Genomic DNA, 24,113 nt, shown 5'->3' with positions numbered 1-24,113 from the left:
TATTTAGTGGATATCTGATTAGACAGGCTTATTGATAATGTTAAAACACTGGCCCCCGTTAAGCGCATTGCGCGGTTTTGAAGCGGCGGCGCGTCTGGGCAGTTTTCATCAGGCCGCCGAAGAGCTGCACCTTACCCAGTCGGCAATCAGCCAGCAGATCCGCAGCCTCGAGGCTTTTCTGGAACAGCCGCTGTTTTTCCGCACCGGCCGCAGCGTGACTCTGACCGATGCCGGCCACGATCTGTTCAGCACCGCGCAGGTAATGCTGCAACAATTGGCCGTCGGCATTCGTCGTCTGGACCAGTACCGCAAACCCAATCAGTTGATCGTCAACACGACGCCGGCCTTTGCCCGCCACTGGCTGACGCCGCGGCTGGGCGAGTTCAACCAACGGCATCCGCAGATAGATCTGTGGCTCTTCACCAGCTTCGAGCCACCGGATATGGCGACGGACAGCATCGACTTGGCGATCCGCGACGATCTCAGCGCGCAGGCGGACTGCACCTTTAAGGTTCTCTGCACCGACCGGCTTTATCCCGCCTGCCACCCCAGCCTATTGGCGCTGGCGGCGGAGCAGCGCGTCACGCTGCACGGCGAACGCGAAATGGACTGGAGCCACTGGACGGTGGCGGGCGGCGCGCACGTCGGCCAGCGCGACGGCGGGCTGAATTTCTCCGATCCCGGCCTGCTGCTGGATGCCGCCTGCCAGGGGCTGGGCATCGCGTTGGTCAGTCAGCTGTTGGCGCAGCAAGCGCGTGACGCCGGGTTGCTGCATCCGTTAACCGAGCAACGCGTGCGCGGCGCCAACTGGGCGTGGCTGCTGCATCGCGACAGCGAACACAATCCGCTCGCCCGGCACTTCTGCCAATGGCTGCAATCGACGCTGCCGGCCGACGCATAACGCGCCATATCACGATTTGCTACTCTGGTCAGGCGGCCCCGCCTGGCCGCTGCTACTTTCAATAAAGCGCCGCAACAGCCCGAATAAAACGCGCTAACCCGCTGTTTCAAAAATAATTAGTTGAATTCACCTGATAACTGAACATCGCTAAAAGGATCTTCTATGTCTGCCGGTTTATTGAAAACGATAGCTCTGAGTGTGACCCTGGCCTGCACCGTTCCCGCCGCCTTTGCCGCCGATCTGACCGCCGGCGCGGTCGCCGCTCCGGATCAGTATGGCGCAAAAGTCGCCGCGCACATTCTGCAGGCCGGCGGCAATGCGGTCGATGCGGCGGTCGCCACCGCCTTTACCCTGGCGGTCACCTACCCTGAAGCCGGCAATATCGGCGGCGGCGGCTTTATGACGCTGTACGTCGACGGCAAACCCTATTTCCTCGACTACCGCGAAGTGGCGCCCAAGGCCGCCGGCAAAACTATGTATCTGAACGAGAAAGGCGAAGTGATCGAGAATCTCAGCCTGGTGGGCAGTCGCGCCGCCGGCGTGCCGGGCACCGTGCTGGGGCTGTGGGAAGCCCACAAGCGTTTCGGCAAGCTGCCGTGGGCCGAACTGCTGACGCCGGCGATCGGCTACGCCCGGCAAGGTTTCACCGTGGCGGATCAGCAGTATCAGTACCGCGAAGACGCCAACAAGCTGTTTGCCGGTAAAACCAACTTCGGCGACTATTTCGGCGCCATGAAGCCCGGCACGGTGTTCAAACAGCCGGAGCTGGCCGCCACCCTTGAGCGCATCGCCAAATCGGGCGCCGACGATTTTTATCACGGCGAAACCGCCCGCCTGCTGGTGGCGCAAATGCAGCGCGATAACGGGCTGATCGGCGCGGCGGATTTGGCCGACTATCGGGTGAAATGGCGTGAACCGATGCGCATCAGCTGGCGCGGCAACACCGTGTATACCGCCCCGCTGCCCAGCTCCGGCGGCATCGCGCTGGCGCAGCTGCTGGGGATAAAAGAAGATCGCGCCGCCGACTTCAAGGGCGTGCCGCTGAACTCGGCGCGCTATATCCACCTGCTGGCGGAAATCGAAAAACGCGTGTTCGCCGATCGCGCCGACTACCTCGGCGACCCGGATTTCACTAACGTGCCGGAAGCGCAGCTGATCGCCCCCGACTACCTGCAAAAACGCGCCGCCGAGATCAACCCGACGGCGATCTCGCCGACCGAGCAGGTGCGGCCGGGGCTGGAAAGCCACCAAACCACCCACTTCTCGATCGTCGATGCGGCCGGCAACGCGGTCAGCAACACCTATACGCTTAACTGGGACTTCGGCAGCGGCGTGGTGGTCAAAGGCGCCGGCTTCCTGCTCAACGACGAGATGGACGACTTCAGCGCCAAACCCGGCGTCGCCAACGCCTTCGGCGTGGTGGGCAGCGACGCCAACGCCATCGAGCCGGGCAAACGCATGCTCTCCTCGATGAGCCCGACCATCATCACCCGCGACGGCGACGTCACCCTGGTGATCGGCACGCCGGGCGGATCGCGCATCTTCACCTCGATCTTTCAGGTGATCAACAATCTCTACGATTACCATCTGCCGCTGGCGCAGGCGGTGGCCGCCCAGCGCGTGCATCACCAACTGTTGCCGAAGGACACCGTTTATTACGACAGCTTCGCGCCGCTGACCGGCAAACCGGCGGACGAGCTGAAGGCCATGGGTTACACCCTCGAAGACCAGAGCTGGAACATGGGGGATATTCAGGTCATACGCGTCGATGGCCGCACGCCGGAAACCGCGTCCGATCCGCGCGGCCGCGGCGTGGGGCTGGTGGTGAAAAAGTAACCCTCCGGCGGCCCGCCTCCGATTAGACGGGCCGCCGCTCTCCCCGCACAGATGGCCGCTGCCTCCTTTTTCACTCATCTATACTGAATCGACAGGCCTGCGTTCAACGACGGCGGCGCCTGCGGTCCGCCTTGGACGATAAGGATAATATTCATAGTAAATCAATCACCTGCATTTATCGTAAGCGGTGTCGGAGGCAATCAATAATGGCGAAAAGACGAGCAGTGCCCGGTGTTCATCCCTACGATGGGCCCGCCGGCGGTTGGGGCGCGCTGAAAGCGACGGCCATCGCCGTGCGCACTCAGATGGATACCCTGGAGGCGCCGGTAACGCTGATGCGCACCAATCAGCCCGACGGGTTTGATTGCCCGGGATGCGCATGGCCGGATAAAGAACATCGATCCACCTTCCAGTTTTGCGAAAACGGCGCCAAAGCCGTGACCTGGGAAGCGACCAGCAAACGCGTGACGGCCGAATTCCTGGCGCAAAATACCGTGACCTCACTGCTGCGGAAAACCGATTATGAACTGGAGGATTATGGTCGCCTGACCACGCCCCTGTTCTATGACGCCGGGACCGACACGCTGCGCCCGCTGGCCTGGGATGAGGCGTTTCAACGCATCGCCGCCATTTTGCAGACGCTGCCGCCGGAGCAGGTGGAGTTTTATACTTCCGGCCGGGCGTCCAATGAGGCGGCCTATCTGTTCCAGCTGTTTGCGCGGGAATTTGGCAGCAATAACTTCCCCGACTGTTCCAATATGTGCCATGAGCCGACCAGCGTTGGCCTGCCCCAGTCGATCGGCATCGGCAAAGGCACCGTGTCGCTGGACGACTTTGACAGCGCGGAGCTGATTATCTCCATCGGGCACAATCCGGGCACCAATCACCCGCGCATGATGGGCACGCTGCATGAATTGGCGTGCAAAAAAGTGCCGATTATCGTGTTCAATCCGCTGCGCGAGCGGGCGCTCGAGCGTTTCACCGATCCGCAAAACGTCATCGAAATGGCGACCTACAGTTCGACCCCTATCGCCTCCACCTACTATCAGGTCAAGGCCGGCGGCGACGCCGCAGCGCTCAAAGGCATTGCCAAAGCGCTGCTGCAGTTGGATGACGAACATGGCAATGCGCTGGACCACGCCTTTATTGCCGAGCACACGGAAGGTTTTGCGGATTTCGCCGCCGATCTGAAGGCCACCGGTTGGGATGCGATTGAGGCGGAGAGCGGCCTGGCGCGCAGTGATCTGCAACAGGTCGCCGCCGCTTACGCGAAATCCAACGCCACCATCGTGACCTACGGCATGGGCATTACGCAGCACAATAAAGGCACAGCCAACGTACGCCTGATTGCCGATCTGCTGTTGCTGCGCGGCAACATCGGCAAACCGGGCGCCGGCATCTGCCCGCTGCGCGGCCACTCCAACGTGCAGGGCAACCGCACCGTCGGCATCACCGAAAAACCCTCGGCCGATTTTTTGGCGAAGCTGGAAACGGTGTTTGGCTTCACGCCGCCCAAAGCCCACGGTCACGATGCAGTGAAATGCATGCAGGCGATGATCGACGGCGCCTCGAAGGCGTTGATCTGCCTGGGCGGCAACTTCGCCGTGGCGCTGCCGGACCCCGAGCAGAGTTTCCCGGCGATGAAAGCGCTGGAATTAAGCGTGCATATCGGCACCAAACTCAACCGCAGCCATTTGTTGGTGGCGAAAGAAACCCTCATTCTGCCCTGCCTGGGCCGAACCGAACTGGACATGCAGGCCGGCGGGCGACAATCGGTGACGGTGGAAGATTCGATGTCGATGGTTCACGCCTCGTCCGGCAAATTAAAACCGGCGTCGGAGCTGTTGCGTTCGGAACCCGCCATTGTGGCCGGCATGGCCAAAGCGGTGATGCCCGCCAGCAAGGTGCCCTGGAATGAACTGATCGAAGATTACGACGTGATCCGCGATTTGATCGAAAAAACCATCCCCGGCTTCGACGATTACAACGCGCGCATTCGTCAACCCGGCGGTTTCCGCATGCCGCTGCCGCCGACCGAGCGCCAGTGGCCGACGGCGACGGGCAAGGCGATGTTTTCCGTATTCAGCGGGCTGCATGAGGACGAGACAACAGCAGACAAAGACACGCTGCGGCTGATCACGCTGCGCAGCCACGATCAGTACAACACCACCATCTATGCTCTGGACGATCGCTACCGCGGGGTTTTCGGCCGGCGCGACGTGCTGTTCATGAATGACAGCGATCTGCAACGTTTGGGGCTGGAACATGGCGACGTGGTCGATCTGGAAACGGCGCTGCCCGGCAGCACCCAGCGCCTGGAAGGCATCACGGTGATCGCCTACAACATCTCAGCCGGTTCGGTCGGCGCCTACTACCCGGAGGCCAACGTGCTGGTGCCGCTGTATTATATCGATGAGGAGAGCGGCACGCCTTCGTATAAATCGGTGCCGATCCGCGTGAAGTTGAGATCCAAAGAGGTGCGCGCGGTCGATATCGCCTGACGGAAGCGGTTTGAGCCTTTCTCCGCATGGAGAAAGGCTTCTCCCCCTTTAGACCTGCGCCACCAACACATTAACGTTGGCGGGGAAAACCAAGCCTTCTAATGCGTTACCGCTGTCGGAGGTCACCAGATAATCGACCTCAGGCCATTTGGCCACCAGCGTCATCGCATGCCCGCGCAGCTTATTTTCGTCGGCCAGCACGATGCACTTGCTGCTCTGGGCAATCATTTTGCGCGCGATGGCCGCTTCATTGACGTTCTGATCCATCACGCCGGTCTGCAGATTGACCGCGCCGGCGCCGATGATGGCGTAGTCGGCGAAAAACGCCTCGATATTATTCAATGCGATCGCGCCCAGGCACGCCATTTTGGAGTCGATGAACTGCCCGCCGATCAGCACCACGTCAATGGAGTCATTTTCCAGACAGACGTTGGCGATAAGCGGCGAGTTGGTGATGACCGTCAGTTGATCGATCGTCGCCAACTGCCGGGCAAACTCCAGCGTGGTGGAGCCGAAATCCACGAACACCGTATCGCCCGGTTGGAGCAGCGTCGCCGCTTTCTCCGCGATGGCGCGCTTCTCGGCCTCGGCGATTTTGGCCCGCTCGTTGAATTCATGCTCGAATTTAAACTGGCTGCTCACCGCGCCGCCGTGGATCTTCTTGATCAGCCGATAGTCTTCCAGCTTGTTCAGGTCGCGCCGAATGGTTTCCTGCGAAACCTGGAATTTATCCGCCAGCTCATTCACGTAAACCCGGCCGTTGGCCTGGATCAGCGCCAGTATTTCATTGCGCCTTTCCACGGAATTAGAGATATCCATTCACATTACACTCGCTGCCTTTAGTAAGAGTGACTGCCTCCGCCGAGACTTGCGGCGTTAACTGACGGAATACTACGGGTTTCAGGGCGTTAGACGCAAGCCGTTGCCGTCGTTCATCCTGCGGATTCGATGCTGATGTGCAGCGCATCACGCTCAGCCTCGGCCGGCAAGACGATATTGCGCAGCAGGATCCGCCGTTCAGGCAGGCAACGATGCGTTTTGCGGTACAGCACTTTCTCCCCCAGCCGTACCACCACCGAACCGGACACCGCCTGTTCCACGCGCATATTGATCGTGACCGTGGCGGGATTGCCGATCAGCGCCACACGGGCGGGCGCAGTCAGGCGTATCCGTTCGTCGTGCCGCACCGGCAGGATTTGCCGCGCCGGCGGCAGCGTGCGCTGCAGCGAATGGGCAACGGCCTCGCCGACGCGCAGCCCTTCCTGATAACACTGGTCGCCCATGTCCGCCGGGTGCAACATGTTGCCGACGGCGAAATAGGCGGCGTCGGAACAGCGGCCGAACTGATCGGTCAACGGACAGCCGCTGTCCGGCCGCTGCGCCAGGTGGCTCTGGCGGATCAGCGTATACTCCCCGGTGAAGCGGCCGGTGAAGATCAGGCTGTCGCAGGCGATGCGCCGTTTCTCCCCCTGGCGATTTTCCACTTCTATGGATTCAACCCGATCGCGGCCGGCAATATCGGTCACACGCGAATAGTAGTGGATCGGCACTCCCATCAGACGCGCATAGAGCGCGCTCAGACGCCAGGCGACGGGTCTGCCGCCGCTTTCAATCATGGCGACGGCGCGCACGCCGGCGTTACGCAGCGTCCACAGCGCGGAGAAACTGACCAGCTCGGTGCCGATCACCACCGGCGCCTTGCCCGGCTGCAGCCCGCGCAGATAGACGAACTGCTGCAGTGCACCGGCGGTGAGTACGCCCTGCGGCCGCAGCCCGCTCACCAGACGCGGATGGCGCGGCGTCTCGCGCACGCCGGTCGCCAGGATCACCCGCTGCGCTTTCAACGTGCTGACGCCGCGGCAGTCCGTGATGGTCAGCTCGCCGTCCGGCTTGATGGCGAGCACCGTCACGCCGGTACGGATCTCCACCTGCCCGGCGCGCGCCAGTATTTTATCGACATAGGTGGATCCCAGCATCGGCCTATAAAACGTTTGCAGCCCAAAGGTGGGGTGAAGACAGTGTCTGGGCACACCGCCCGCCTGCCGTTCCCGTTCCAGGAGCACCACATCCTCGATCCCCGCCTGCCGCAACGCGGTCGCCGCTGCGATCCCGGCCGGCCCGGCGCCGACAATCGCCACCTGATACTCAGTTTTCATCAATGCTCCCTACGGCCAGCGTCTGGCCAAAACGATCGCCTACCATTTCCGCCACCCGGCTGCTGCAATAAAAACCGTTGCAGCGCCCCATCATCACGCGCGTGCGGCGCCGCAGCCCGCCGATGCACTCCGGCGGCACGGCGGAATCGAACGCCGCCTCGATCTCCCGCTGGGTCACCAGCTCGCAGTGGCAAACGATGCCGCCGTTGTCCGGGCGCGCGTAATCGCGCAGCGCGTAGTCGGCAAGCATCGGCATTTGCGGCCAATACACGGTCTCCGGCGTTTTTGGCGTGAAGCACGGCGTAAAGTGGTCGCGATAGAGCTGTTCCACATATTGCGCGATGCCCAGCGCCGCCGTCAGGCCGGTGGAGCGAATGCCCGCCACGCAGATCCACTGCCGATCGGGATAGTGCTGAATGCGGTAGTGTTTCTGTTCAGTCGCCGGGCGTAATCCGGCATAGCTGGCGGTGACGCTGTAATTCGCCAGCGTGGGCAGCAATCGCGTCCCCTGTTCGATCAGCTCGCGCATTTTGGTTTCGTCCACCGTCGCCGTCTCGCGATCCTGCTGTTCTTCGGCGGTCGGCCCGAGCAGCAAATTGCCGAAGATGGTTTTCGACAGCAGCACCCCTTTGGTGATCGTCGTCGGCACCGGCAGGATAATGGCGTTGACCTGCCCGGCGGCGGCCTTGTCGAACACCAGGAACTGCCCTTTGCGCGGGCGAATTTCAAACTCGGGCTGATGGCAGAAACTTTCTACCCGGTCGCCCTGATTGCCGGCGCAGTTGATGACGATTTTGCCGTGAAACTCGCCCCGGTTGCTGGTTAGCCGCCAGCCGGTCGGCAAGTGTTCGGCGCCGGTCACCTCGGTATTGAAGCGATAGTCGCCGCCGTGTTTAACGCCCTGCGTCAGGTAAGCCAGCGGCGTGCTCCAGGGATCGATCACGCTCTCGCCCGGCACCTCTACCGCCGCCAACGCGCCGGGTGCCAGCTGCGGCTCACGGCGATACAGCTCGGCGGCGTCGATCTGCGCCACGTCCAGCACGCCGTTGTCGTGCGCCTGTTGCACAATCGCGGGCAGCGCCGCCAACTGCTGCTCGTCCCAGGCCACGACCAGCGCGCCGGTGGGCAACAGCGGCAGATTCATTCGTTCACGGATGGCGATAAATTCCCGGTACCCGGCCTGCATGCAATGCAGTTCCAGGCTGCCGCTGGGCGCATCGAAGCCGGTATGCAGCAGCGCGCTGTTGGCTTTGCTGGCGCCGGACAGGATATCGCCCCCTTTTTCCAACAGCAGCGTACGGGCGCCCATCAGGCAGAATTTGCGGAATACCGCACACCCGACCACACCGCCGCCAATCACGACAATGTCCCAACCCGTTTGTTCTTCCATCATGCTGATGTCCCGTTTTGATGTGATAACCACAATAAAACCACACAATAACCGCATTTGAAATGACAAAAACAACATAACTCCCAAAAAAAAGCCGCAAAAGGCGGTGATAAGCAAAAAGTATGAGGTCGATCACGCGGGGTTATTTTATCTTGTGATTTATGTTGCTTTTGTGTGTGAAATTGAAGATAGATTATTAAAACAGTCACACAACCAACACCAGGCACAATAAAAAAACAAAACCTATAAGAGAGCGAAGCAATGATGAATCAACGTTATGCCGCGATTGATCAGGGGACCACCGGCACCCGGGTCGTGGTGTTCGGCGAAGACGGCAGGCACCATTCACCGGCCAGCATGCCGCACAAGCAGATCACCCCCAATCCGGGCTGGGTGGAACACGACGCCCTGGAGATTTTGGCGAATATCCGCCGCTGTCTCAGCCAGTGCGACATGGTGGATGCCATCGGTTTAGGGCATCAGGGCGAAAGCCTGCTGGCCTGGGACGCCGACAGCGGCCTGCCGCTGTACAACGCCATCGTTTGGCAAGATCAGCGCACCGAGCCGGAGATCCAGCGGCTGAAACGCGAAGGCGTTGAGCCGCTGGTGACGGCGAAAACCGGTCTGCCGCTCGATACCTACTTCTCAGCCAGCAAGATGGGCTGGCTGATGAACAACGCCCCGGGCGCCAGGCAATTGGCGCAACGCGGCCGCCTGCGGCTCGGCACCATGGACGCCTTCTTCCTGTTCCACCTGTGCGGCCGGCATCTCACCGACTATAACTCGGCCTCGCGCACCTCGTTGTTCAACATTCATACCCTGCAGTGGGATGAGGAGCTGTGCCGTTTGTTCGGCGTGCCGATCGACAGCCTGCCCGAGGTCAGAGACAACATCGGCCACTTCGGCGACGTCGCGCTCAACGGCAAACCGGTGCCGCTGTCGGCCTGCATCGTCGACCAGTTTGCCGGCACATACGGCCACGGCTGCCATCAACCGGGGCAGATGAAGATCACCTTCGGTACCGGCGCCTTTTTACAGGCGATCACCGGGCCGCGCCCGATCGATGCCGGCGAGTCCGGCCTGTTGCCCACGCTGTGCTGGAAGCTGCCCGACAGCAAGCCGGTGTATGGCCTGGACGGCGGCGTTTATAACGCCGCCTCCGCCATTAACTGGGCGAGAAAGATCGGCCTGTTCAACGATTTCGATGAATTCGGCGACTTCCCCTCTCAGCCGGCCATCGCGCGCGGCCTGGCCTTTGTGCCCGCGCTCTCCGGACTGGCTTGCCCGTACTGGGACCGCTCCGCCGCCGGGATGTGGGCCGGGCTGTCGCTGGAGACCGAGCGCAAGGATCTGCTGCAGTCGATCCTCGAAGGCATCGCCATGCGTTCCGCCGAGGTGATCAACGCCATGGATAAACTGAAACCGATCGGCGACAGCATTTCGGTGGACGGCGGCCTGTCCGCCAACCGCTATTTCACGCAGTTTCTCGCCAACCTGATCCAAAAGCGCATCGTCTCTCCCACCAATAAGGAGATCACCGCCCAAGGCGTTGCGCTGTTGGCGCGTAAAGGACTGGGAGTGGAACATCCGCTCAAGGTGCTCAACCGCTATGAAGTGACGGAACCCGCCGAGGTCGATATGGCGGGCTGGTTTGCCCGCTATCAGGAAATCATCGCGCGCTCGCGCGGCTTACGTTCATCGCAGGAGGAACACCATGGCTGAGTTCGGTAATTTCATCATCTATATCATCATGGCCGGCACTCTGATCGGTGCGCTGGCGTCGATCGTCAAACCGGAAGGCGAGCTGGGACGCGAATTCGTCAACGGCATTCACGCCATCGGCCCGGTGTTTCTCGCCCAGGCTGGCATCATGGCCGCAATCCCGATCATCTCTTACCTGATCATGTACAGCATCGGCCCCTTCTTCTCGGCGCTCGGCTCCGACGCCTCGATCGCGGCGCTGGCGGTGATCGCCGTGGACATGGGCGGCTATCAGCTGGCCGACGCCATTGCCGCCAACCGCGACATGTGGATCGTCGCCATGTTGGTGGGTTACACCTCGGGTGCCAGCATCGTGTACCTGATCCCGGTCGGGCTTATCATGCTGAACCGCGACGACCATAAATATCTGGCGCTGGGTGCCATGGCAGGCCTGATCAGCATTCCGTTCGCCGTGCTGATCGCTCTGGTGACCATCACCTTCAATAACCTGCCGGTCAGGGAGATTATCTCCACCACGTCACCTGCCGCGCACTATCTGCAGCTGGACTTGCTGCAGGCGCTGCGGCTGCTGTCCCCGCTGTTCGCCCTGTGCTTCCTGTTGGCGCTGGGGCTGAAGCTGCGACCGGCGGCGATGGTGAAAGGATTCCTGATCTTCGGCAAGGCGGCGGATGCCTTTATCAAGCTGGTGTTGGCGCTGTGCATCATCGAGCATTTCACCGGTGTGTTTAAAAAGGTGTTCGGCGGCTGGGTATTCGATCCATTATTTGCCGACAAAGACGAATTATTCCGCGCTATCGAGATCGCCGGTTATATCGGCATTATGTTGGCGGGCACATTCCCCATTTGTTATTTATTCCAGCGCTATTGCCGCAAGCCGATGCATTTTATCGGTAAAAAGCTCGGTTTATCGGATACCGGCGCGCTGGGCTTTATTATGGTATTGGCCAATATCATCGCCGTTTATCACCTGTTCAAAGGCATGCGCGCCCGCGATAAGGTGCTGTGCGTGGCCTTCGGCATCTGCGCACAGGCCACGTTGGGCGATCACCTGGCGTTTACCGCCAACTTCCAACCTTCGCTGGTGTTGCCGATCATGATGGGCAAATTCCTCGGTGGCATGATCGCCGTGCTGATCGCCATAAAAATTTCGGTGCCGGAGGCTGAATTGCTGGAAAAAGAACAGACGCAAAGGCAATCGACGGCCATCGCCGCCGCCGCTCGCTGAATTTATCCCTGCACCATAAAAAATAAACGGAGCGCCGCCTCACGGGGAAGCTGCGCCCTTTTTTCGTCCCTGACAACAATTATTGAGAGAACAAACGCTAATGAGAAAAATATTTTTAGCCTGCCCCTACAGCCACACCGACGCCAACGTCGTGCAGCAACGCTTTATCGCCTGCAACGACGTCGCCGCCGCTATCGTGCTAGCCGGCAACGCCGTTTTTAGTCAGGTCAGCATGTCGCATCCGATCAACCAGTGTTTGCAAGAGCTCGACAAAACCGCCATCGGCAAGCTGTGGGCGCCGATCGACGCCCTGTTCATGGCGGCGATGGATGAGTTGATCGTGCTCGACTTGCCGGGTTGGCAAGAGAGCGGCGGCATCAAACGCGAGATGGACGCTTTCGCGGCGCGCGGCTGCCGCGTCAGCCTGTGGTCCGAGGTCGCGAGCGAGTTCAACTGAGGCGTGCGCCCCGCCGCTTGACGCAGCGGGGCAGCGGCCTATTTGCCGTTGGCCAATTCACCGTACACCACCTGGCCGCGGAAACCGCGCCGCACCTGCTGGAACAGCTCGCGGAATGCCGGGTAATCCTGCGCCTGGCACAGCGCTTCCTTGCCGCGAATGGCGTTCACCTGCAGGCGGTGATTGACGGTCACCTGCTGCCCGTCGCGCCGCCACTCGACGCGATAGTCGCCCGCCGCATTGCGGAATTGCCGATCTTTCGGAATGGCGATGATCGGCACGTTGGCCGGCAGCTGCAGACGGTAGGTTTCGTCGTAGCGCTGCGCGGTGCAGTAGAACGGTGTTTCGTTGCCCGGCGCCGCCGTGGTGGTATACAGCGTGCGGAACGATTTGCCGCCGGGCGGGTTGGGCAACGTCATGCCGCCCACCACGCCGAAATCGACGTAGTCGTCCGCCTTGAAGCGGAAGCGATAGCCGAACTGCTTTTTGAGATCCAGCGGATCGCTGTTCATCGCCACTTCGCCGTTGCCGTCGATGCCGGAAGCGGACATGATCGTCGCTTCGGCCTGCGCCCGATTCTGACGGTTGATCTGCGAGAAGTAGCCCCGCAGGTCAATTTCTTCCACTTCGCTCAGCCGGCGCTCGGTCTGTCCGCGCAGATTGCCCGCCTTGTCGAACACGAAATCGACGTTCAGCGCGCTCTTGACCGGCTGCTCATCGCTGCCCGGCGTGCGCGCCAGCCTGGCGTCGCGCGTCAGCAGCACCGGCGCGCCCAAATCGCCCTCCGGCAGTTGCCCGAAACGCGCCCAGGGATTGGTGGAATCGAGGTACAGTTTGAATTCCGGCACGTAGGTGATGGCGTGATTGAAGCGGCCAAGCAGCGGCACTTTAGGCAGTATCGGGCCTTCATCCATGCCGATCAGCACCGGCGAGCTTTCAATGCCTTTGGCGGCGAGCAGCGCCTCCAGGATCACCACGTGATCCTTACAGTCGCCGTAATGGTTATCGAGAATGCTCTGCGCCGAATTCGGCTCCAGCCCACCGTTGCCCAGGTACACCGCCACGTAGCGAATGTTTTGCGCCACCCAGCGATAGAGGGCCTCCGCCTGCTCGCGCCGATCGCTGATACCGGCGGTGATATTGTCCGCCAGCGCCTGAATGCCCGGCGTCACCTTCGCCGCCGCGCCGGCCTTCAGCTGGTAGGCCTTGGCCAACTGCGGCCACTCGCGGTAGGTGCTGGCCATGATGGTCGGGCTGAAGGTCCAGCTGTCCGCCGCCCAGTTTTGCGCCTTCATCGGGGCGCTGCGCGAATAATGCCAGCGCCAGTGCGCCTGGCCGTTGCGGATTTGCGGTTGGTCCCCGCCCTCGACGCCGCGCGTGAAGATATGCATCGGCAGCTTGGCCGGCGCCTGCAGGGTCACTTCGGCGTCGTCGAACTGATCGAAAACGCTGAACGTCTCCCACAGGCCGAAATAGTCAGGGAAATACGGGGTGTTCTGCGTGCGGCGCAGTTCGTACACCACGCGCGAGCCCGGCGCCAGGTTGGAGAACACGATGACGCGCACCTTGCGATCGGCATACAGCGGCGCCGTGGCGCTGGAATAGCTTTCCTGGGTATAAATGCGATCGGGCGCCACATCGTGGCGCTGGCCGTCGGCGGTCAGCGTATAGGCGGCGACCACCTCCAGCGTTTCCATTTTCTCGCTGTAGCTCAGGCGGATCTGGCTGAATTTTTCGACCGCCGCCTTGGTTTTCAGCAGCACTTCGTAGCTTTCCGTCTTCACGTTAGTGGCGTTGGCGTTAACGCGGTAATCCGCGCGATAGCGCACGAAGCTGAAATCGTTGTTGGCCGTGTCGTTCTGGCCCTGATCCGCCGCAGCGGGCGGTGCAGCGGCCAACACGGTGGCCGGGTGCGTCGCCGTCAAACCGGCGAGTAACAGTATGGAAGGAATAGCGATTTTCATCTTCGGTCCTTGAAGGGCAATAAACGGCGACGCCGGGCTACGCACCCGTCCCGGCGTCAAAACAGGCGGGCACACTAATATAATTGAGAATCATTTTCAATAAACGGACCTTCAACGCCCGGGCTAGCCCTGCTCGATCAACATGACGGCGGTGGTCTCCGGCTCCAGCGCTTCGAAAATATGCTCGCGATCGGCGGAGTAGCTGATGTAATCCCCGGCGCTCAGCACCTGAGGCTGATCCGCAGGCCCGAGGCGCGCTCGTCCGCTGCTGATAATCACATGCTCGACGGTGCCGGGGGGATGCGGCCGGGAAAGTTTCGCTTCTCCGGGTTGCACCCGCAGCCGGTAAATGTCGCGCTGCGCGCCCGGCGGGCAGGTGGCCAGCAGCGTGGCAGCGTAGTTGCCCTGCTCCGATACCGCCGCGGTCCCCTCATGGGCGCGGATCACTTGCACCTGCCTGCTTGGCTGTGAAATCAGCCGGCTGACCGGCACATCCAGCGCCATCGCCAGCGCCCACAGCGTTTCCAGGCTGGGATTGCCGCTGCCGGCTTCCAGTTGCGACAGCGTGGATTTGGCGATGCCCGCACGCTTCGCCAGCTCGGTCACCGACAGGTTCAACCGCTCCCGCTCGCGGCGGATTGCCGCCGACAAGAGGCCGATCGGCGTAATGTTCTGCATTAGGCTATCGCTCATTGTTCATTATACCATTCATTTGTTCGGCTTGACGAACAGGACCAGCCGTGTTCATCATAATGTTCGATTGTTCATTTTAATGATTAAGCGACTTCACCACAAGCACGGTCAGGCCGCGAGGGAAACGACATGAAAACGAAAACGCGCGGCGCAGTGCAAATGATCCTCGCCATGACGATCTCCGGCACCGTCGGTTGGCCGGTGATCGTGTTAGGGCAGCCGCCCGCCACGGTGGTGTTTTGGCGCTGCGCGTTCGGCGCGCTGGCGATGCTGGCCACCTGCGCCGCGCTTGGGCAACTGAAATCAGGCGCCATCAACCGGCGGCAGCTGGCTTTCGCCGTCCTGGGGGGCCTCGCGCTGGTGCTCAACTGGACGCTATTGTTTGCCGCCTATGCGCATGCCTCGATCGCTGTCGCCACCGTGACCTACCATGTTCAACCGTTTATGTTGGTGGCGCTGGGAGCGCTGCTGTTCGGCGAAAAACTGACGGCTAATCGGCTGGGCTGGCTTCTGCTGGCGTTCGCCGGGATGGTGTTGATCGTCACCGGCCGGCAGAGCGGTGGCGGCGATGGCGACTATCTGCTGGGCGTGGCGCTGGCGCTCGGTGCGGCCCTGATGTACGCCCTGGCGGCAGCGATCGTCAAACAGCTGGCCGCGTTGCCGCCGCAGCTCATCGTGTTGATTCAACTGACCGTTGGCGCGGTGGCGATGGCGCCGTTCGCCGGTCTGGCCCACCTTCCCGCAGAACCGCTCGACTGGCTGCTGCTGGCGACCCTCGGCCTGGTGCATACCGGGGTGATGTCCACGTTGCTCTATGGCGCTATCCAGAAAATCCCCACCGCTCTGGTTGGCGCGCTGTCGTTTATCTACCCGGCAGTGGCGATCGTGGTGGACTGGGCGGCGTTCGGGCACCGTCTCAGCCTGTTGCAGCTGCTGGGCACGCTGGCCATTCTCGGCGCGGCCGCGGGCATGAACTTCGGCTGGCGATGGGCGCCCGCCGCGCACCGGGCCGGTAAAATCGGTTAATCCCGCCCGACGAGCAAGCTATGCACAATAAGGCATTCGCCTTGTGTCCGGCGCGGTGTTATTTATTTAAACCGTGTAGGGTAGAAGGAGTGTTCTATGTGGCATCACCGCCTGCAACGGCGCATCCGTTTCAGTTACTGGAACGAACTGTGCGTCATAAAAAAATAAGGGAAGGCGCAAGCCTTCCCTTTTGTCATTCACCGTTCAGCTCAGAAGCGATCGGTTTTCACCACCTCGTCGAACGGCAGCTTGCCGATGCGCGGGTAAGGTTGCCCCGCCGCCTTGCCGATAGCGACCATCAGCGCGATCTGATAATGCGCCGGCTTATTGATAATCTCTCCCACCGCGTCGAAATCAAAACCGTCCATCGGGCAAGAGTCGTAGCCCTGCGCCTTGGCCGCCAGCATCAACGTCTGGGCGAAGATGCCGCTGCTGCGCATCACTTCGTCGCGCTGCACCTGCGGTTTACCGCGATAATACTGATCGACGGCCGGGATCATGAACTGCTGCACCGGCTCCGCCGCGTCGGCCCAAACGGTTTTTACCTTCGATTCCCAACTCGACAGATCGCCGCACAGCACGACCAGCATCGACGCGTCGGTCACCTGCGCCTGCCCCCACGCCGCCTCGCGAATTTTCTCGCGCTGCGCGCGATCTTCGATCAGCAGCGGGCGCCAGTGCTGCAGGTTAAACGCGCTGGGAGCGCCCTGCAGCGCAATGTTCAACAGCGCTTTTTTCTCTTCGAGCGTCATCACGTGCTGCGTATCGAACTGCTTGGTGGCGCGGCGTTGGCGGATCGCGTCTAACGTATTCATTTTACTGCCTCTGTCCATGTGAAAAGGTCTATTGTCGTCAACGCGGCGCGGCTGTCCAGCCCCAGGCGGCTATTTCTGCGCGGTTTCGGCGCGCAAACGGCTGACCTGCGCCGCCAATTCCGGCCACGGCGCCTGACCGGCGTAATGCTGCCGCAGGTAGTTGAGCAGGATGGCGATCTGCGCGTCATTCAGGTTATGGCGAAAGCCCGGCATATAGCCCAGCTCGGCGTTCGCCGGCCGCTGTATGCCGTCCAGCACCACGCGAATGGCGTTGTCCGGCGCGTCGGCGAACAGGTTGGTGTTCAGCGCCAGAGACGGCCGCACCCCCGCCATCTGCGCGCCTTTTTCCTGCGCATGGCAAGCCATGCAGGCGCCGGAAAACAGCCGCGCCCCTGCCGAACTCAGAGGCTCCACCTGGCGCTCCGCCTGAGCGTTTAACGTTGTCGCCGTAGCGCCCGCCGCCGTTTCAGGATGATAGCTGCGCAGATAGACGGCGATCGCCTGCAGATCGGCCTGCGGCAAGCGCGACAGCCCTTCTTCGATCACCGGCGCCATCGGGCCGGCGGCGACGCCGTGGTTGGCCGAGTAGCCGGTGCGCATGAAATCGACCAGATCCTGCTGCGTCCACGCGAGCGGCGCGGGCGAGCGGCCGGTCAACGCCGGCGCCGTCCATCCCTCCGCCACGCCGCCGGCCAGGTGCTCGCCGCCGGTTTTCTCGCCGAACAACACGTTGCGAGGCGAGTGGCAGGCGCTGCAGTGCCCCAGCCCTTCGACCAGGTACGCGCCGCGGTTCCAGTCGGCGCTTTGGGTCGCCTGTTCCGGCATCGCGCCCGGCGTCAGGAACAGCAGGTTCCAGGCAAAGATGCCCTGGCGAATGTTGAACGGAAAGTGCAAATCGGTGGCCGGCGGCCGGTACTTGACCGGCGGCTGCGACATCAGATAGGCATACAGCGCCTGCAGATCGTCGTCGCGGGTGCGGGTAAAGGCGGTATAGGGAAACGCCGGATAGAGATAGCGGCCCTGGCGATCGACGCCGTGGCGCATGGCGCGTTCGAACGCCGCGTAGCTCCAGCTGCCGATGCCGGTTTCCACGTCCGGTGTGATGTTGGTGGTGTAAATGGTGCCGAAGGGGATCTCCATCGCCAACCCGCCGGTGTTGCGCTCGCCGCCCGCACGGGTGTGGCACACGGCGCAGTCGCCGAGATCGGCCAACGTTTTGCCACGCGCGATCTGCGCCTCGCTGAAACTGTGGGTCGCATCGGCGGCGAGCGGCGCAATCTCCGGCTGCCAACTGGCGACCACGCCGGCGACCACAACGGCGATCACCGTGACGCCGCCCCACCCGACGATTTTTTTCATCTTACTCATCTTTGCTGTCCTTGTTCGTAACGGGGGGTTAATGGCCGGCCTGAGCGCGCAGCGAGGCGAGCACCCGCGCCGGTGTGAACGGCACCTCGCGCAGGCGCACGCCGAGGGCGTCAAACAGCGCGTTGCCGATCGCCGCCGCACTCGGCACCGAGGCGGACTCTCCTGCGCCCATCGGCGCTTCGTCCGGGCGGTCGATCAGTTGGATATCGATCTGCGGCAATTCGTCAAAGCGCAGGATCGGATAGCCGCCCCAGTCCAATGACGTCACGCCCGACGCGTTGAAGGTCACAAACTCTTTCAGCACCCGGCTGGCGGATTGGATAATGTTGCCATGCACCTGATGGCGCACCCCGGCCGGATTGATCATCCGGCCGCAATCATGCGCCACGAAGATTTTATTGAGCGTGATCTGCCCGGAAAGGCGATTGACGCTGAGATCGCACACCCAGGCCGCCCAGGCGGCGCCGAAGCCGGGGAATTTGCTGTGGAAATAGCGCGCATAGGCGAAGCCGCGGCCGCTCACCACTTCGGCCCCGGCGGCGCGCGAGCGGTGCGCCGGGCCGTCTTGCCAGTTAGCCTGGCGCTTCAGGGCCTCAATCAAGGCCACCGCGCGCGGATCGTTCAGGTAACGCAGGCGAAACGCGATCGGATCCTCGCCGGCGCGCCAGGCCAGCTCGTCGATCCAGGATTCATGGGCGAACACGTTGGGCAGCGCCGAAACGCCGCGCATCCACGACGCCCGCACGATCGGCGCGGCGTCCTGACAGATCACCCGCATGTGCGGATACGCGTATTGCGGAATGGCGGTGCGATCGCCCATCTGTTGCACGTCGGCCCGGTTGGCCACCTTGCCGGTCAACACCAGCGGCAAGGTCACCGCATTGTTGGAGGGATAGCTGGTTTTCAACTCGTAAGCCGCCACCCGATTTTGCGCGTCGAGGCCGCCGCGCACCCGGATCAGTTGGCCGGTGCCCTTCGGCTCCCAGCCGGATTCCTGTTCACGCATCAGCTGCACCCGCACCGGGCGGCCGGTGGCCCGCGCCAACAGCGCCGCGTCCGCCGAGACGTCGTCGGCGCAGTTGCGGCCATAGCAGCCGGAGGCTTCCATGCGGGTGATGTGCACCTGCTCAGACGGCAGCTCGAGCAGCCTGGCGATATCTTTGCGCAGATCGTGCGGGTTTTGCGTGCCGGACCACACCTGCGCCCGCCCGTCTTTGACCTCCGCTACCGCGCAGGAGGGGCCGATCGAGGCGTGCTGATGGTAAGGCCAGACATAGTCCGCCTGCACTTCGGTATGCAGCAATGCCAACGCCTCGTCCGTGCCCGCATCATCGCGCAGCACGCGGTCGGTTTTCGGGTTGGCTTCCAGCGCGGCGGGCAGCGCCTCCGGCGACAGGTCCGGCAGGCCGGCCCAGGGTTTCCATTCGGTTTTCAGCCGGCGCATGGCGGCGATCGCCTGCTCTTCGCGCTCGGCCACAATGCCGATGAAATCATTGATCACCACCAGTTTCACGATGCCCGGCAGGTGCGCGATCGAACTTTCATCCACCGACAACAGGCCACCGCCCAGCGGCGCGCTGCTGTCGGCGCCTGCGTAAGGCGGACGCACCACCCGGCCATGCAGCATGCCGGGCAAGCGCAGGTCGTGCACGTAGGTCAGCCCCCCGCTGACCTTGGCCGGAATATCGACCCGGGCGACGGCGCGGCCGACATAGCGGCCCTGCTGTTCACCGTTCAGCGGCACGTTTTTATCCAGCGTCACATGCAGATTTTGCCCGCTCGCCAGCTGCGCATAGCTCAAGGAACGCCCCGGGTGCTTGGTCACAAACACCTGTCCCGCCGCCGCCGTCAGCTGGTCGGCCGGCAGTTCGAAGGCTTTGGCCGCCAGCGCCGTCAGCATATGTCGCACCTGCGCCGCCGCCTGCCGCAGCGGCACCGACGTGACCTGTATGGTGGCGCTGGCGATGGTCGGCCCCTGATCCGGCGTGCGTTGCGTATCGCCGAGGATCATCGTGACGTGCTCGAACGGCACGCAAATTTCGTCGGCGACGATCTGCGCCAGCGCGGTGCGAATGCCGGTGCCGAGATCGACATGGCCATTGAAGGCCGTCACCCGGCCGTCGGCGGTGAGGCTGATAAAGCTGTCCACCCGATCCAGCGGCAGATCGGCAGGCGATGCAACCGTCTCGGCGGCGAAGGCGTTAAACGGCGCGGGCAGCAGACTGCTGACCATCACCACACCGCCGGCTTGCAACAACTGTCGGCGGGTCAGTTCGAGGCGGCTCATGCTTGCCTCCGCGCAGCCAGCAGATCGCGGGCGCGCTCGGCGGCGCGCAAGATCTCAAGGTGGGTGCCGCAGCGGCACAGGTTGTAGGCCAGCTCTTTCTTGATGGTTTGTTCATCTGCATCCGGCTCGCGTTCGAACAACGCGACCAGCGTCATGATCATGCCGTTGGCGCAGTAACCGCACTGCGCCGCCTGCTCATCGATAAATCCCTGCTGAACCGGATGCAGCGCCTCCGGCGTGCCCAGGCCTTCCAGCGTGGTGACGGACTTGCTTCCTACGGCGGCCAGCGGCATTGAGCAAGAACGCGCGGCGACGCCGTCGATCAGCACCGTGCAGGCGCCGCACTCCCCCAGGCCGCAGCCATATTTGGGGCCATTCAAGTGCAGATCGTTGCGTAAAACGTACAGCAGCGGCGTGTCGGGCGCGAGATTGCCGAGCGGAACCACCCGGCCATTAACGTTGATTTCCATGGTGAAACTATCCCTTAAACAAACGGATTTAATCCGTAACATCACTGCGGTGAATAATTGCGCAGCGTGCTAATAATTATCATCAAAAGACTTGACGATGTTAAGGGAATGTAGCCGCCATGGCTTTAACGAAAAGTGGGTATTTTCTATAAATTTCCGATAGATAAGCGCGCTTTTATGATTGCCGCCCGTGATTATTGTCGATCGCCAGTCCGGCCTCGGCGCCGTCGACCAACAGCCGCACCCCGGCTTCGAACAGCGCATCCGCGCCCTTCTCCTGCAATGTTTCCCAGCCTTGGCACAGCAGCGGATAACGGCGGCGGTCGGCGTCATTGAGCGGATCGTCAGGCTGCATTTGCTGTTCCTCCAGCACCCAGCCCACCACGAAACGCCCGACGGCGAACAGCAGGTTTACCGCGCGCTCCGGCGTCAACCCCGCCCGGCACAGCAGCGCCACCTTGGCCTCAATGACGGCGAATTGCGGCTCCTGCGGCCGGGTGCCGGCATGCAGACGCGCGCCGTCGCGGTAAGCCAGCAGCGCCCGACGGAAGTTGCCGGCATTGGTGACAACCCAATCCTGCCAGGGCATGTCGGCGGGCACCTCTTCACGGTGATCCAGCATGATGGTTTCCGCCATCGCCTTCAGCAGCTCGGCCTTGTTCTTGAAATGCCAATAGAGCGTGGGAGATTGCACGCCCAAATGTTGCGCCAGGCGGCGGGTGCTCAGGGCATCGATGCCGATGTCGTTCAGCAACGCCAGCGCCCCGCGCAGGACGGTTTCTCGCGTTAAACGTGTCGCAGTATTTTTTTCGCTCATCTCTCTATCACTGATAGGGTAACTGTGGAATACTCAATACTCTATCACTGTTAGAGTCACAATTTTGAAAAAACCCATGCTGGTTATTTTGTTGACGGTGTTGCTGGATGCGGTGGGCATCGGTCTGATCATGCCGATTCTGCCGGCGTTGTTGCGTTCGCTGGGCGGTCTTGACGCCGGCAGCCTGCACTACGGCGCCCTGCTGGCGGCCTATGCGTTAATGCAATTTCTGTTCTCGCCGATCCTCGGCGCGCTGAGCGATCGTTTCGGCCGGCGGCCGGTGCTGCTCATCTCGCTCGCTGGCGCGGCGGCCGACTATTTGCTGATGGCGTTCGCGCCGACGCTGGCCTGGCTCTATCTGGGCCGGTTGCTGGCGGGCATCACCGGCGCCAACATGGCGGTCGCCACCGCTTACGTCACCGACATTACGCCGGCCGGTCAACGCGCGCGGCGTTTCGGCCTGGTGGGCGCGGTATTTGGCGTCGGTTTTATCGTCGGCCCGCTGCTCGGCGGTTCGCTGGGCGAGTGGCATCTGCATGCGCCCTTCCTGGCGGCGGCGGCGATGAACGCCGTCAACCTGGCGATGGCGTTTTTCCTGCTGCCGGAATCGCGTAAACCCCGCGCCCGCGCCGCCGAGAAAATCCGCCTCAATCCCTTTTCGTCATTGCGACGGCTGCACGGCAAGCCTGGCCTGCTGCCGCTGGCCGGTATTTACTTGATCATGGCGCTGGTTTCGCAGGCGCCGGCCACATTGTGGATTTTATACGGTCAGGATCGTTTCGGCTGGAGCATGATGGTAGCGGGCCTGTCGCTGGCCGGTTACGGCGCCTGCCACGCGCTGTCGCAGGCCTTCGCCATCGGCCCGCTGGTCGCGCGGCTCGGCGAACGCAAGGCGCTGCTGATCGGCCTGGCCGCCGACGCAATGGGCCTGGCGCTGCTGTCGATCGCCACGCGCGGCTGGGCACCTTTCGCCTTGCTGCCGTTCTTCGCGGCGGGCGGTATGGCGCTGCCCGCGCTGCAGGCGTTAATGGCGCAAAAGGTGGACGACGATCATCAGGGCGAGCTGCAAGGGGCGCTGGCCAGCATGGGCAGCCTGATCGGCGTCGCGGGGCCACTGGTGGCGACGGCGCTGTACGCTGCCACGCGCGATGTCTGGCCGGGCCTGGTCTGGGCGTTGGCCGCCGCCCTCTATCTGTTGGTTCCGCTGTTGCTGGCGCGTTCGCGCGAGCGTGACGCGGCATAACGTCGAGCTCACCCTCTCCCGCTTAAGCTGATTTATGGCTAAGCAAGGCATTATTCAGCATAAGCGGGCGCTTTACACGCCACTGCGCCGCTCATTATCATCGCCCTTATCCCGCCGCAGGAAAATTTAAATGCCGTTTCATGGCGTTACGCCCAGCGCGTCATCGCTACCGTTCACTTCGCCTATCGGAAAATCAGGATGAGAAAACTCACAACGCCGCTGATCGCCGCCCTGCTGCTCGGCCTGTTTAGCCTGCCGGCCGGCGCGCAGGAGAAACCGCAACAAATCACCATCGGTTACCAGAAAGCCAACATTTTTGCGCTGCTGAAATACCGCGGCACGCTGGAGAAAACCCTGGAGCCGCAGGGCGTCAAGGTTCGCTGGATAGAATTCCCCGCCGGCCCGCAGATGTTGGAAGGGTTGAACGTCGGCAGCATCGATCTGGCGGCGACCGGCGACGCCCCGCCGGCCTTCGCGCAAGCCGCCAAGGCCGATCTGGTTTATTTGGCGCATTCGCCGCCCAGCCCGAAAACCGAAGCCATCGTGGTGCCGCAGGATTCGGCGATCCGCTCCGTGGCAGATCTGAAAGGCAAACGCGTGGCGTTGAACAAAGGGTCGGACGTCAATTACCTGCTGGTGAGCGCGCTGGAACAGGCCGGCTTGAGCTACAAGGACATCACGCCGGTCTATCTGCCGCCGAGCGATGCCCGCGCCGCCTTCCAGCGCGGCAGCGTCGACGCCTGGGTGATTTGGGATCCCTACTACGCCGAGGTGGAAACCCATGCCAACGCCCGCCGGCTGAAAGACGCGGAAGGCCTGGTGCCGCACTACACCTTCTATCTCGCCAGCCGCCGCTTTGCCGAAACCTACCCGGACAGCGCCAAGCAGGTGATTCAACAGCTCGGCGCGCTGAGCGACTGGGCCAACGGCCATCCGCAGGAAGCGGCGGCGATCCTCGCTCAGAGCACCGGCCTGGATCAGGCGATTTGGGCCAGAGCCATCGCCCGCATGCCGTTCGGCAGCCAGCGCATGTCGCCGGAGGTGTTCAGACAGCAGCAGCAGTTGGCGGATAAATTCACCGCCATCGGACTGCTGCCGGGTAAGGTGGACGTCAACGCCGCCCGCTGGTCCGAAGATAAGCCCGAGGCGCCGTAGCCTTTGCCGCGCTTTGGCTTTAGAAAGCAGAAACCGGCATTTTGCCGCCGGAGTAAGCTGACCTATGCTAACCCTGTGTGATGAAAC

Annotated in this window: 19 protein-coding genes; 9 read left to right on the top strand and 10 right to left on the bottom strand. The window is 62.2% G+C overall.

Annotation, left to right across the window (positions count from 1 at the left end):
* Window positions 1-37: 37 nt before the first annotated feature.
* The 3 genes from J0X03_RS11550 to J0X03_RS11540 all read left to right on the top strand — a co-directional run bounded on the left by J0X03_RS11550 (window position 38) and on the right by J0X03_RS11540 (window position 5,238).
* The gene (locus J0X03_RS11550) at window positions 38-901 is read left to right on the top strand and encodes a LysR substrate-binding domain-containing protein (protein ID WP_033643128.1); all 864 of its coding nucleotides are present in this window, start codon (window positions 38-40) and stop codon (window positions 899-901) included.
* 162 nt (window positions 902-1,063) lie between these two features.
* Window positions 1,064-2,737, top strand: a complete 1,674-nt coding sequence (gene ggt, locus J0X03_RS11545; RefSeq protein ID WP_160204313.1) for a gamma-glutamyltransferase — start codon at window positions 1,064-1,066, stop codon at window positions 2,735-2,737.
* Window positions 2,738-2,940: 203 nt separating this feature from the next.
* A complete protein-coding gene (locus tag J0X03_RS11540; protein WP_160204721.1) occupies window positions 2,941-5,238 on the top strand; it encodes an FdhF/YdeP family oxidoreductase in 2,298 nt (765 codons plus the stop codon).
* A gap of 48 nt (window positions 5,239-5,286) precedes the next feature.
* On the opposite strand, the gene J0X03_RS11535 is transcribed toward J0X03_RS11540, so the two are convergent.
* From J0X03_RS11535 to J0X03_RS11525, 3 genes are all read right to left on the bottom strand, one after another.
* Window positions 5,287-6,057, bottom strand: a complete 771-nt coding sequence (locus J0X03_RS11535; protein ID WP_060660696.1) for a DeoR/GlpR family DNA-binding transcription regulator — start codon at window positions 6,055-6,057, stop codon at window positions 5,287-5,289.
* A gap of 113 nt (window positions 6,058-6,170) precedes the next feature.
* Window positions 6,171-7,394, bottom strand: a complete 1,224-nt coding sequence (locus J0X03_RS11530) for an FAD-dependent oxidoreductase (protein WP_060660695.1) — start codon at window positions 7,392-7,394, stop codon at window positions 6,171-6,173.
* The gene (locus tag J0X03_RS11525; RefSeq protein WP_033643133.1) at window positions 7,384-8,787 is read right to left on the bottom strand and encodes an NAD(P)/FAD-dependent oxidoreductase; all 1,404 of its coding nucleotides are present in this window, start codon (window positions 8,785-8,787) and stop codon (window positions 7,384-7,386) included. The genes J0X03_RS11530 and J0X03_RS11525 overlap by 11 nt, the downstream gene beginning before the upstream one ends.
* A 258-nt stretch (window positions 8,788-9,045) precedes the next feature.
* Here J0X03_RS11525 and J0X03_RS11520 point away from each other — a divergent pair, with 258 nt between their 5' ends.
* The 3 genes from J0X03_RS11520 (at window position 9,046) to J0X03_RS11510 (ending at window position 12,188) form a co-directional block, all read left to right on the top strand.
* Window positions 9,046-10,506 carry an FGGY-family carbohydrate kinase gene (locus J0X03_RS11520; RefSeq protein WP_069100145.1) on the top strand — a complete coding sequence of 487 codons (1,461 nt, stop codon included), beginning with the start codon at window positions 9,046-9,048 and terminating at the stop codon, window positions 10,504-10,506.
* Window positions 10,499-11,731 carry an ethanolamine utilization protein EutH gene (eutH, locus tag J0X03_RS11515; RefSeq protein ID WP_033643135.1) on the top strand — a complete coding sequence of 411 codons (1,233 nt, stop codon included), beginning with the start codon at window positions 10,499-10,501 and terminating at the stop codon, window positions 11,729-11,731. Before J0X03_RS11520 ends, eutH begins: the two co-directional genes overlap by 8 nt.
* Before the next feature lie 100 nt (window positions 11,732-11,831).
* Window positions 11,832-12,188 carry a DUF1937 family protein gene (locus J0X03_RS11510; RefSeq protein WP_160204314.1) on the top strand — a complete coding sequence of 119 codons (357 nt, stop codon included), beginning with the start codon at window positions 11,832-11,834 and terminating at the stop codon, window positions 12,186-12,188.
* A gap of 38 nt (window positions 12,189-12,226) precedes the next feature.
* Here J0X03_RS11510 and J0X03_RS11505 read toward each other — a convergent pair whose 3' ends face one another.
* Both J0X03_RS11505 and J0X03_RS11500 read right to left on the bottom strand, forming a co-directional pair.
* The gene (locus tag J0X03_RS11505; protein ID WP_033650356.1) at window positions 12,227-14,152 is read right to left on the bottom strand and encodes a DUF3857 domain-containing protein; all 1,926 of its coding nucleotides are present in this window, start codon (window positions 14,150-14,152) and stop codon (window positions 12,227-12,229) included.
* A gap of 123 nt (window positions 14,153-14,275) precedes the next feature.
* Window positions 14,276-14,845 carry a helix-turn-helix domain-containing protein gene (locus J0X03_RS11500; protein ID WP_060660692.1) on the bottom strand — a complete coding sequence of 190 codons (570 nt, stop codon included), beginning with the start codon at window positions 14,843-14,845 and terminating at the stop codon, window positions 14,276-14,278.
* Window positions 14,846-14,974: 129 nt separating this feature from the next.
* Here J0X03_RS11500 and J0X03_RS11495 point away from each other — a divergent pair, with 129 nt between their 5' ends.
* Window positions 14,975-15,871 (top strand): DMT family transporter, encoded by an 897-nt coding sequence (locus J0X03_RS11495; protein WP_033650354.1) that lies wholly within the window; start codon window positions 14,975-14,977, stop codon window positions 15,869-15,871.
* A gap of 209 nt (window positions 15,872-16,080) precedes the next feature.
* On the opposite strand, the gene J0X03_RS11490 is transcribed toward J0X03_RS11495, so the two are convergent.
* From J0X03_RS11490 to tetR, 5 genes are all read right to left on the bottom strand, one after another.
* Complete coding sequence (locus tag J0X03_RS11490; RefSeq protein ID WP_033643140.1) at window positions 16,081-16,686, bottom strand: nitroreductase family protein; 606 nt, start codon at window positions 16,684-16,686, stop codon at window positions 16,081-16,083.
* A 69-nt stretch (window positions 16,687-16,755) separates the two neighbouring features.
* The gene (locus tag J0X03_RS11485; RefSeq protein ID WP_047026085.1) at window positions 16,756-18,054 is read right to left on the bottom strand and encodes a c-type cytochrome; all 1,299 of its coding nucleotides are present in this window, start codon (window positions 18,052-18,054) and stop codon (window positions 16,756-16,758) included.
* A 28-nt stretch (window positions 18,055-18,082) separates the two neighbouring features.
* Window positions 18,083-20,341 carry a xanthine dehydrogenase family protein molybdopterin-binding subunit gene (locus J0X03_RS11480; protein ID WP_160204316.1) on the bottom strand — a complete coding sequence of 753 codons (2,259 nt, stop codon included), beginning with the start codon at window positions 20,339-20,341 and terminating at the stop codon, window positions 18,083-18,085.
* Entirely contained in the window at window positions 20,338-20,811 is a 474-nt protein-coding gene (locus J0X03_RS11475) for a (2Fe-2S)-binding protein (protein ID WP_033643143.1), read from the bottom strand. The genes J0X03_RS11480 and J0X03_RS11475 overlap by 4 nt, the downstream gene beginning before the upstream one ends.
* A gap of 175 nt (window positions 20,812-20,986) precedes the next feature.
* Entirely contained in the window at window positions 20,987-21,628 is a 642-nt protein-coding gene (gene tetR / locus J0X03_RS11470) for a tetracycline resistance transcriptional repressor TetR (RefSeq protein ID WP_033643144.1), read from the bottom strand.
* 64 nt (window positions 21,629-21,692) lie between these two features.
* On the opposite strand from tetR, the gene tet(41) reads away from it, so the two are divergent.
* Together tet(41) and J0X03_RS11460 are read left to right on the top strand one after the other, a co-directional pair.
* Window positions 21,693-22,871 carry a tetracycline efflux MFS transporter Tet(41) gene (tet(41), locus tag J0X03_RS11465; protein WP_160204317.1) on the top strand — a complete coding sequence of 393 codons (1,179 nt, stop codon included), beginning with the start codon at window positions 21,693-21,695 and terminating at the stop codon, window positions 22,869-22,871.
* A gap of 198 nt (window positions 22,872-23,069) precedes the next feature.
* Window positions 23,070-24,026 (top strand): sulfonate ABC transporter substrate-binding protein, encoded by a 957-nt coding sequence (locus J0X03_RS11460; RefSeq protein WP_033643146.1) that lies wholly within the window; start codon window positions 23,070-23,072, stop codon window positions 24,024-24,026.
* Window positions 24,027-24,113: the final 87 nt, after the last annotated feature.

Origin of the sequence: Serratia ureilytica (assembly GCF_017309605.1) — a bacterium.
In the GTDB taxonomy this organism is placed as follows: domain Bacteria; phylum Pseudomonadota; class Gammaproteobacteria; order Enterobacterales; family Enterobacteriaceae; genus Serratia; species Serratia ureilytica.
The sequence above is the reverse complement of the archived record's forward strand: the minus strand, read 5'-3'. Positions and strand labels throughout refer to the sequence as shown.

Bases quoted from the DNA above. Each gene is read 5' to 3' on its own strand.
- J0X03_RS11550 (WP_033643128.1), top strand. From the start codon at position 38: ATGTTAAAACACTGGCCCCCGTTAAGCGCATTGCGCGGTTTTGAAGCG.
- ggt (WP_160204313.1), top strand. From the start codon at position 1,064: ATGTCTGCCGGTTTATTGAAAACGATAGCTCTGAGTGTGACCCTGGCC.
- J0X03_RS11535 (WP_060660696.1), bottom strand. From the start codon at position 6,057: ATGGATATCTCTAATTCCGTGGAAAGGCGCAATGAAATACTGGCGCTG.
- J0X03_RS11530 (WP_060660695.1), bottom strand. From the start codon at position 7,394: ATGAAAACTGAGTATCAGGTGGCGATTGTCGGCGCCGGGCCGGCCGGG.
- J0X03_RS11525 (WP_033643133.1), bottom strand. From the start codon at position 8,787: ATGATGGAAGAACAAACGGGTTGGGACATTGTCGTGATTGGCGGCGGT.
- J0X03_RS11520 (WP_069100145.1), top strand. From the start codon at position 9,046: ATGATGAATCAACGTTATGCCGCGATTGATCAGGGGACCACCGGCACC.
- eutH (WP_033643135.1), top strand. From the start codon at position 10,499: ATGGCTGAGTTCGGTAATTTCATCATCTATATCATCATGGCCGGCACT.
- J0X03_RS11510 (WP_160204314.1), top strand. From the start codon at position 11,832: ATGAGAAAAATATTTTTAGCCTGCCCCTACAGCCACACCGACGCCAAC.
- J0X03_RS11505 (WP_033650356.1), bottom strand. From the start codon at position 14,152: ATGAAAATCGCTATTCCTTCCATACTGTTACTCGCCGGTTTGACGGCG.
- J0X03_RS11500 (WP_060660692.1), bottom strand. From the start codon at position 14,845: ATGAGCGATAGCCTAATGCAGAACATTACGCCGATCGGCCTCTTGTCG.
- J0X03_RS11495 (WP_033650354.1), top strand. From the start codon at position 14,975: ATGAAAACGAAAACGCGCGGCGCAGTGCAAATGATCCTCGCCATGACG.
- J0X03_RS11490 (WP_033643140.1), bottom strand. From the start codon at position 16,686: ATGAATACGTTAGACGCGATCCGCCAACGCCGCGCCACCAAGCAGTTC.
- J0X03_RS11485 (WP_047026085.1), bottom strand. From the start codon at position 18,054: ATGAGTAAGATGAAAAAAATCGTCGGGTGGGGCGGCGTCACGGTGATC.
- J0X03_RS11480 (WP_160204316.1), bottom strand. From the start codon at position 20,341: ATGAGCCGCCTCGAACTGACCCGCCGACAGTTGTTGCAAGCCGGCGGT.
- J0X03_RS11475 (WP_033643143.1), bottom strand. From the start codon at position 20,811: ATGGAAATCAACGTTAATGGCCGGGTGGTTCCGCTCGGCAATCTCGCG.
- tetR (WP_033643144.1), bottom strand. From the start codon at position 21,628: ATGAGCGAAAAAAATACTGCGACACGTTTAACGCGAGAAACCGTCCTG.
- J0X03_RS11460 (WP_033643146.1), top strand. From the start codon at position 23,070: ATGAGAAAACTCACAACGCCGCTGATCGCCGCCCTGCTGCTCGGCCTG.